The following is a 9037-nucleotide window of genomic DNA, read 5'->3' on the forward strand; positions in this document are numbered from 1 at the left end:
CTGGCAGGCCCGCTACGACGCCGCCCGCAAGCGGGACGCGGACTTCACCACGCTCTCCGGGATGACCGTCGACCCGGTCTACGGCCCGCCGGAGGGCGTGGCCTACCCGGGCTTCGACCGGATCGGCTGGCCGGGCGAGTTCCCGTACACCCGGGGGCTCTACCCGACCGGCTACCGCGGGCGGACCTGGACCATCCGTCAGTTCGCCGGGTTCGGCAACGCGCAGCAGACCAACGAGCGGTACAAGATGATCCTCGGGGCCGGCGGCGGCGGGCTCTCCGTCGCCTTCGACATGCCGACCCTGATGGGCCGCGACTCCGACGATCCGCAGTCGCTCGGCGAGGTCGGCCACTGCGGCGTGGCCATCGACTCGGCCGCCGACATGGAGGTGCTGTTCGGCGGCATCGACCTGGCCGGCGTGACCACCTCGATGACCATTTCCGGCCCGGCCGTGCCGGTCTTCTGCATGTACCTGGTCGCCGCCGAACGGCAGGGGGCCGACCTGTCCACCCTGGACGGCACGCTCCAGACGGACATCTTCAAGGAGTACATCGCGCAGAAGGAGTGGCTCTTCGACCCGGAGCCGCACCTGCGCCTGATCGGCGACCTGATGGAGTACTGCGCCCGGGAGATCCCGAGGTACAAGCCGCTCTCGGTCTCCGGCTACCACATCCGCGAGGCCGGCGCCACGGCCGCGCAGGAGCTGGCGTACACCCTCGCCGACGGGTTCGGTTACGTCGAGCTGGGGCTGTCCCGTGGCCTGGACGTCAACGTGTTCGCCCCGGGCCTCAGCTTCTTCTTCGACTCGCACGTGGATTTCTTCGAGGAGATCGCCAAGTTCCGGGCCGCCCGCCGGATCTGGGCCCGCTGGCTGCGCGACGTGTACGGCGCCACCAGCGAGAAGGCACTCTGGCTGAGGTTCCACACCCAGACCGCCGGGGTGTCGCTGACCGCCCAGCAGCCGGTCAACAACGTGGTGCGGACCGCCGTGGAGGCCCTCGCGGCGGTGCTCGGCGGCACCAACTCGCTGCACACCAACGCCCTCGACGAGACCCTCGCGCTGCCCACCGACGAGTCGGCCGAGATCGCCCTGCGTACCCAGCAGGTGCTGATGGAGGAGACCGGGGTGACCAACGTGGCCGACCCGCTCGGCGGCTCCTGGTACGTCGAGGCGCTGACCGACCGGATCGAGGCCGAGGCGGAGGAGATCTTCGCCCGGATCAGGCAGCTCGGCGGCGACGGCCCGCACAAGATCGGCCCGATGACCTCGGGCATCCTGCGCGGCATCGAGGACGGCTGGTTCACCGGCCACATCGCCGAGTCGGCCTTCGCCTACCAGCAGGCGTTGGAGAAGGGCGACAAGCGGATCGTCGGGGTCAACTGCCACACCGGCACGGTCGCCAAGGACCTGGAGATCCTGCGTATCTCGCACGAGGTCGAGCTGGAGCAGCGCCGGGTGCTGGCCGAGCGCAAGACCGGCCGCGACGACGCCACGGTCAAGGCGGCCGTGCAGCGCATGGTCGAGGTCAGCCGGACCGGGGAGAACATGATCCCGGCGATGCTGGACGCGGTCCGCGCCGAGGCCACTCTGGGCGAGATCTGCGACGCGCTGCGCGCCGAGTGGGGCGTCTACCGGGAGCCCGCCCGCTTCTGATTCGTCGGGCCGGTGCCGGGTCTCCCGGCACCGGCACCGACCAGGCGTGAGAGTTGCAACTGTCGCCGTCGCGGTTGATCTGAGTTCGGCGGGACACGTGCGAGACTAGATAACCATGAGCGACCCACGGATCACCTCGTCGATCTTCACCCGCGGCGCGGTCGACCTCAGCGCGCTGCGCGGCACCCCCGAACCCTCCCGTCCCGCCACCCCGGCCCAGGCCGGCCCGCCCGCCGGTGTTCCCGGCGGCCCTGCGGCAGGCGGCGGCGTGGCCGTGATCGACGTGACCGAGGCGACCTTCCAGTCCGAGGTGCTGGAGCGGTCGCTGACCACCCCGGTGGTGGTGGACTTCTGGGCCGAGTGGTGCGAGCCCTGCAAGCAGCTGTCGCCGGTGCTGGAGCGGCTGGCCGCCGAGGGTGATGGCGCCTGGGTGCTCGCCCGGATCGACGTGGACGCCAACCCGCGGCTCGCCCAGATGTTCCGGGTCCAGGGCATCCCGATGGTCTACGCGGTGGTCGGCGGGCAGCCGATCGACGCCTTCTCCGGGGTCGTGCCCGAGGCCCAGCTCCGGCAGTGGATCCAGGCCGTCCTGAAGGCCGGCGGCGTGACTGTCGCCGAACCCGAGGACCCGCGGCTCACCGAGGCCGACGACGCGTTGATGTCCGGCGACCTCGACGCCGCCGAGACGGCGTACCGGAAGATCCTGGCCGAGAGCCCGACGGACGCCGCGGCCGAGGCCGGCCTGGCCCAGGTGGGGGTCGCCCGCCGGGTCGCCGGCGCCGACCCGCGGGCCGCGCTCGCCGCCGCCGAGCAGGCCCCCGACGACGTCGAGGCCCAGTTCCTCGCCGCCGACATCGAGGTGCTCAGCGGCCTGGCCGAGCAGGCGTACGCCCGGCTCGTCGGCCTGGTCCGGCGGACCGCCGGGGACGACCGGGAGAAGGCCCGCCAGCACCTCGTCTCGCTGTTCACCATCGCCGGCCCGGACGACCCCGCCGTGGCGTCCGCCCGCCGGGCCCTGGCCAGCGCGTTGTTCTAGTTCGTAGCACGCCAGCGCGGGCCGGCGTACCGGCCGGCCCGCCCGACCACCGAGGACGGGAGCTCATGATGCGCCGGATCGCCGTCCTCGACGCGCCGACCAACCTCGGCCTGCGCCCGCCCACGTCCACCTCGGTGCCCGGCTGTGCCAAGGCACCCGGCGCGCTGCGCGACCACGGGCTGCTCGCCCGGCTGCGGGCCCGCGACGCCGGCTGCCTCACCCCGCCCCGGTACGACCCCGGCGACTGGCGCCCCGGTGACGGCGTCTGCCACGCCCGGGAGATCTCGGCGTACTCGGTGGCGCTGGCCGACCGGATCGGGGCGATCATCGACCGGAGCGAGTTCCCGCTGGTGCTCGGCGGCGACTGCTCGGTGCTGCTCGGCTCGGCGCTGGCCATGCACCGGCTCGGCGAGGCCGTCGGCGGCCGGATCGGCCTGGTCTTCGTCGACGGGCACTCCGACTTCCGGCACCCCGGCAACGCCTCGTACGTGGGCGCGGCGGCGGGGGAGGATCTCGCCCTGGTCACCGGCCGGGGGCAGGCCGACCTGGCCGCCATTGAGGGCCGACGCCCCTACTTCCGCGACATCGACGTGGTGGTGCTCGGCATCCGGGCGCAGGACGAGTACCGCCTCGACCTGCAGGCCGCCGGCATCACCACCCGGCCGGTCCCGGCGCTGCGTGCCGAAGGGGCGGCACGGACCGCCCAGTGGGCGCACGAGCAGTTGGCGGACTGCGCCGGCTACTGGGTGCACATCGACGTGGACGTGCTCGACCCGGCGGTGCTGCCCGCCGTGGACGCGCCCGACCCGGGCGGGATCGCCTTCGCCGAGCTGGAGATCCTGCTCGCCGGCCTGGTCGACACCCCGCACTGCCTGGGCGTCGAGCTGACCGTCTTCGACCCCGACTACGACCCCGACGGCTCGTACGCGGCCGAGATCGTCAACACCGTGGTGGCCGGGCTCGCCCCGGTCTCCGCGCCGAGCGCGGTGCCGCCGCGGCTGCTGCCGCCCGGCCCGGTCGCGCCGGCACCCCGGGCCGGCAACGGGCGCCCCACGGAGCGGCCCGTCCGGCCCGCGCCGGCCGCCGTGCCGGCCCCGGCGGTCGCCGTGGAGCCCATCGGGCCCGACCCGACTCCGTCCGAGCCGGTGGACGGCCGCGCCGCCGGGCACGGCGACCGGCCGTCCACCGAAGGCCGGGATCCGATCGGCCCGACCGGGCCGGGCCTGCTGCGCCGGGTGTCGGGAGGGGAACCCGCCGAGGGTGCGGAGCCGGTCGGGCCGTCGGCGTCGGCCGGGCCGGGCCTGCTGCGCCGCGTGCCGGTCGCCGAGGGCGAGCCGTCGACGCCGGTTGGCGAGGCCGGGCCGACCAGGCCTGGTGCGGACATCGCCTGACGACGCCGGCTCACCGAACTTGATCCACCCGACCTGAGGGCGATCCGTGGTTCCGGCGCCCGGCATCGGGCGACCTGCCGCACAGCGGCGCGTGCGGGACGGCCTCAGCGGAGGGCGCGGAGGAAACGTTCGCTGATCGGGACCGCGCTGGCGGTGCTCGAGCCGCCCTGCTCGACGAAGACCGCGAACGCGACATCGCCCTGCCAGCCGACGAACCAGGCGTGCGTGTGCGCCGGGTTGTTGTCGTACTCGGCGGTGCCGGTCTTGCCGTACACCGGCTCCCCGGGGACGTCCTTCAGGGCACTGGCGGTGCCGCCGGTGACCACCGCCCGCATCATCGTCTTCAACGCCGCCACGGACTCGGCCTTCAGCGCCGGGCCGGCCGGGGCGGGCTTCGCCGGCGCGGGATCGAGCAGCAGCTTCGGCTGCTCCCAGCGGCCGCGGGAAACGGCGGCGGCGGCGCCGGCCATGGCGAGCGGGCTGACCACGGTGGTGCCCTGGCCGATCGCGGCGGCGGCCTGCTCGGTGGCCGAGCCGTTGGCGGAGACCTTGCCGGTGAAGACGTCCACCCCGAGGTCCCACTCGCTCTCCAGGCCGAGGCTGCGCCCGGCCTGCGCCAGCCCGTCCGGGCCGAGCTTCGGCGCGAGGGAGGCGAAGGCGGTGTTGCAGGACTTCGCGAAGTCGGTGGCGAACGGGACCGACCCGAGCGCGAAGTTGTCGGAGTTCTTGAACGAGCGGCCGTCCACCACGAACGTCTTCGGGCAGGCCACCGTCGCCTGCGGGGTCACCGCGCCCCGGTCGAGCAGGCCGAGCGCGCTGACCATCTTGAACGTCGAGCCGGGCGGCACCTGGGCGCCGAAGGCGAGGTTCTCGCCGGCCGGGCCGGGGCCGTTCGCGGCGGCCAGCACCGCACCGTCGCTGATCCGTACGGCCACCAGGGCGGAGCGTCGGCGCTCGCCGCGCAGCGCCGCGTCGGCGGCGTTCTGGGTGGCCACGTCGAGGGTGGTCTTCAGCGGCTGGCCGGGCTTCGGCTCGGCACGGAACACCTCCAGCGGGTCGGGAGCGGTGCTGCCGTCGGGTGCGGGGTGCTCGGGGACCACGGTCAGCCCGGGGGTGCCGCGCAGCCGGTCGTCGTACCGGCCCTGGAGGCCGCCGTGGCCGACCAGGTCGCCCCGGACGTACTTGTCGGGGTGGGCCTGGAGGTCGTCGGCCTGGGCCGGGTCGACCGAGCCGAGCAGCGCCCGGGCGAACTCCCGGGTCGGGGCCAGGTCGAGCTTGTCGGTGGGGAAGCTGGTGCCGGGCAGATCGTAGATCCGCGACTTGATCTGCCGGTACGCCTCGTCCCGCAGGGTCACCACCTCGACGAACGCACCCGGATCGGCCTCGGCCATGCGCTTGGGCAGGTCGGACAGGTCGACCGGCGGCACGAGCGCGGGCCGGATCGCCTTGAACGCGGCGTCCAACTCCTTCACCAGCGCCTGCACGTCGGTCACCTTCCGGGGCTCCACGCCCACCCGGACCACCGGGCGGGGCGCGACGATCGGGGCGCCCGCGCCGTCGAGGATGCCGGCCCGGGTCGCGCTGTCGCGGCGCAGCGCGAGTCGGTCGCCCTTCTCCAGCTTCTCCTGGACCACGGCCGGCTCCCAGATCACCTGCCACCGGTCGTCGCCGCCGCGCTTGAGGCGTACCGGGCTCTCGTAGGACCACCGGGTCCGGCCCGGCAGCGTCCAGGTGACCTGGACCCGCGCGGTGGCCAGGTCGGCGGTGATCTTGGCGTCGCCGGCCCGCGTCAGCTCCGGCGGGGTGTCGGCCAGGTCGCCGGAGAGTGACTTGATCTCTTTCGTCACCTCGGTGGCCGGGATCTTGGCGCCCATCGGGTCGACGAAGCCGACCGACTGGAGATCTCCCGAGCGCCAGCCCTTCAGGAACGCGTCAACGCTGGCCTCCGGGCCGTCCTCGCTCGAGCAGCCGACCAGCGCACCCGCGGCGAGCGCGGCAGCGGCCAGCGCCGCGAGGATCGGCCGGCGAGGGGAGAGATGGCGGCGGACGGGGTACGACACGGGCATGAAGGATTCCCTCCGGTTCGAAACTGCCCTGCACGCTAGTACGGCGGACCGTTCCCCACCGCCCCGTCAAGGCCCTTGACCGGGCAAAGAGCGGCCTGTGGCAGGGTGATGAACATCGCCAGTCCGGGTACTCCGCGACCGGCCGACCACGTACCCGCAACGGGTGAAAGGACAGAGTCCCGATCCGGACGTCCAGCCGGTGGTCCGCCGACGAACGCGCAGAGCGGCAGGGCCTAGGCTGGGCGGGAGAGTGACCCACAACGCGGTGGGTCGAGGGGAGTGGCACCGATGGACCGGCGTCCGGCGATCAAACCGGGACCCGACCTCCGGCAGGCTGACACCAGCCGGGACGATGACAGCTTCGATTCGGCGACCGACGGGGACGGTTTCAGCCGTCTCGACACAGGAACAACCGGGATGACCGGTTCCAGCATCGATACCCTGTACGACCTGGGCCTGCCGACGCAGGCGTTGGGTGACGACGCGGAGGACGCCGAGCTCGACGAGCCGGTGCCCAACGCCGAGCGCCTGGTCGCCCAGGCGGTCGCGCTGGCCGGTGATGACCACGGCGCGGCGACGCTGGTCAGTCGTTTCTGGCGGTTCGCGCCCGACGAGGAGCTGATCGGCTTCACCGCCGAGGAGATGCTCGAGGCCGCCCGGGCCCACCGGGACCTGGCCCAGCAGCGCGTACCGGGCGAGCTGAAGCTACGCATCCACGAGCCGGACGTCGACCAGCACCACACGGTGATCGAGATCGTCACCGACGACATGCCGTTCCTGGTCGACTCGGTGACCGCCCTGCTCAACACGCACCACCTCGACGTGCACCTGCTGGTCCACCCGCTGGTGGTGGTCCGCCGGGAGCCGCTGGGCCGGCTCACCGAGGTCTCCGCCGACGTGGAGCCGGACGACGCCATCGCCGGTGACCTGGTCGAGAGCTGGATGCGGATCGAGATCGACCCGGTGCGTGACCCGGCCGAGCGGGAGAAGCTGCGCCGGGAGCTGCAGCGGGTGCTGACCGACGTCCGGGAGGCCGTGGAGGACTGGCCGAAGATGCGGCAGCGGGCCCTCGCGCTCGCCGACGAGTTGGCGTCCGCGCGCACCTCGGACAACCGGCCGCCGGTGCCGGAGAAGGACATCACCGACTCGGTGGAGCTGCTGCGCTGGCTGGCGCACGACCACTTCACCTTCCTCGGCTACCGCGAGTACCGGCTGGTCGACACCGACGCCGACGGCGCGGACGGCGGCCGGGCCCTCGAGGCCGTCCTCGGCACCGGCCTGGGCATCCTGCGGTCCGACTCGCCCGAGGCCCGGGCGCTCTCGTCGATGACGCCCGAGGCGCACGAGAAGGTGCTGGAGAAGCGCCTGCTGATCATCACGAAGGCGAACTCGCGGGCCACCGTGCACCGCTCGGCCTACCTCGACTACATCGGCTTCAAGATCTTCAACGACGCCGGCGAGGTCGTCGGGGAGCGGCGCTTCCTGGGCCTGTTCTCCACCGCCGCGTACCGGACCAGCGTGCAGGAGCTGCCGGTGGTCCGGCGCAAGGTCGCCGAGGTGCTGGACCGCTCGGGCCTGAGCCTGCGCAGCCACTCCGGGAAGGACCTGCTCCAGATCCTGGAGACGTACCCGCGCGACGAGCTGTTCCAGATCAAGACCGACGACCTCTACCACGCGGTGATCGGCGTGCTGCGGATGGCCGGTCGCCGCCAGCTGCGGGTCTTCCTGCGGCGGGACGGGTACGGGCGGTTCATCTCCTGCCTGATCTACCTGCCCCGGGACCGGTTCACCACCCACAACCGGCTGCGCATGCAGGACATCCTGCTGCGCGAGCTGAACGGCGTCGGGGTCGACTACACCACCCGGGTCACCGAGTCGATGCTCGCCCGGGTGCACTTCATCGTCCGGACCGACCCGAGCAGTCCGCCCGGCGAGATCGACGCCGACCTGCTGGCCGAGGAGCTCGCCGACGCCACCCGGCTGTGGGACGACGACTACCGGCTGGTGCTGGAGCGCAAGCTCGGTGACGAGCAGGCCAAGCACCTGTTCAGCCGGTACGCCGACGCGTTCCCGGAGGGCTACAAGGACGGGCACACGCCGTACGAGGCGATGAAGGACCTGGCCAAGCTGGAGCTGCTGGAGGAGCCCGGCCAGCTCGAGATGCACCTGTTCCGCAAGCAGCTCGCGCCGCGCACGAACGGCGCCGGCCGGCCGGTCGAGACCGACGAGACCATGGACGTCCGGTTCAAGGTCTACCGGTACGGCGAGCCGATGATGCTCTCCGCGGTGCTGCCGGTGCTGCACTCGCTCGGCGTCAGGGTGGTCGACGAGCACCCGTACGAGGTGGAGCGGGTCGACGGCCGGATCTGGCTGTACGACTTCGGCCTGCAACTGCCCGAGGCGCACCAGGAGTTGGCCGAGGTGCGGCCGCACGTGGAGAACGCCTTCGCCGCCGCCTGGCGGGGCGAGGCCGAGGTGGACGGCTTCAACGAGCTGGTGCTCCGGGCCGGGCTCACCTGGCGGCAGGTGGTGGTGCTCCGGGCGTACGCGAAGTACCTGCGGCAGGCGGGCACCGTCTTCTCCCAGGAGTACATGGAGCAGACGTTCATCGCGTACCCGACGATCGCCTCCCTGCTGGTGGAGCTCTTCGAGACCCGGTTCGCGCCGGGCGCGACGAGCATGGACGAGCGGCGGCAGCGCAGCGGTGAGCTGGTCAACGCGATCGGCGAGGCGCTGGACGGCGTGGCCAGCCTCGACCAGGACCGGATCCTGCGGTCGTACCTGACGTTGATCCAGGCCACCCTGCGGACCAGCTTCTACCAGAAGCCCGTCGGCGGTCGGCCCAAGTCCTTCGTCGCGTTCAAGCTGGACCCGCAGGCCGTGCCGGAGC

The 9037-nt window shown here is 72.8% G+C and carries 5 protein-coding genes; 4 read left to right on the plus strand and 1 reads right to left on the minus strand.

The window, feature by feature from the left end; all coding sequences use genetic code 11:
- The 3 genes from ONA70_RS31900 to ONA70_RS31910 form a co-directional block, all read left to right on the plus strand.
- A partial coding sequence (locus tag ONA70_RS31900; protein WP_265010204.1) for an acyl-CoA mutase large subunit family protein occupies nucleotides 1–1654 on the plus strand: 1654 nt, incomplete at its 5' end.
- Between the two features lie 115 nt (nucleotides 1655–1769).
- Nucleotides 1770–2690 carry a tetratricopeptide repeat protein gene (locus tag ONA70_RS31905; RefSeq protein WP_265010205.1) on the plus strand — a complete coding sequence of 307 codons (921 nt, stop codon included), beginning with the start codon at nucleotides 1770–1772 and terminating at the stop codon, nucleotides 2688–2690.
- A 65-nt stretch (nucleotides 2691–2755) separates the two neighbouring features.
- Nucleotides 2756–4081: an arginase family protein gene (locus ONA70_RS31910; protein ID WP_265010206.1), complete on the plus strand. Its 1326-nt coding sequence runs from the start codon at nucleotides 2756–2758 to the stop codon at nucleotides 4079–4081.
- Between the two features lie 104 nt (nucleotides 4082–4185).
- Here ONA70_RS31910 and ONA70_RS31915 read toward each other — a convergent pair whose 3' ends face one another.
- Complete coding sequence (locus tag ONA70_RS31915; protein WP_265010207.1) at nucleotides 4186–6147, minus strand: penicillin-binding transpeptidase domain-containing protein; 1962 nt, start codon at nucleotides 6145–6147, stop codon at nucleotides 4186–4188.
- Between the two features lie 288 nt (nucleotides 6148–6435).
- On the opposite strand from ONA70_RS31915, the gene ONA70_RS31920 reads away from it, so the two are divergent.
- Nucleotides 6436–9037 (plus strand): NAD-glutamate dehydrogenase (locus tag ONA70_RS31920; RefSeq protein ID WP_265010208.1); only part of this gene is annotated, 2602 nt, incomplete at its 3' end.

Origin of the sequence: Micromonospora yasonensis, from assembly GCF_026013475.1 — a bacterium.
Classification (GTDB): Bacteria; Actinomycetota; Actinomycetes; order Mycobacteriales; family Micromonosporaceae; genus Micromonospora; species Micromonospora yasonensis.

What these genes read in the sequence shown, in the direction of transcription:
- ONA70_RS31915 (WP_265010207.1), bottom strand. Translation starts at nt 6,147, where the DNA reads ATGCCCGTGTCGTACCCCGTCCGCCGCCATCTCTCCCCTCGCCGGCCG.
- ONA70_RS31905 (WP_265010205.1), top strand. Translation starts at nt 1,770, where the DNA reads ATGAGCGACCCACGGATCACCTCGTCGATCTTCACCCGCGGCGCGGTC.
- ONA70_RS31910 (WP_265010206.1), top strand. Translation starts at nt 2,756, where the DNA reads ATGATGCGCCGGATCGCCGTCCTCGACGCGCCGACCAACCTCGGCCTG.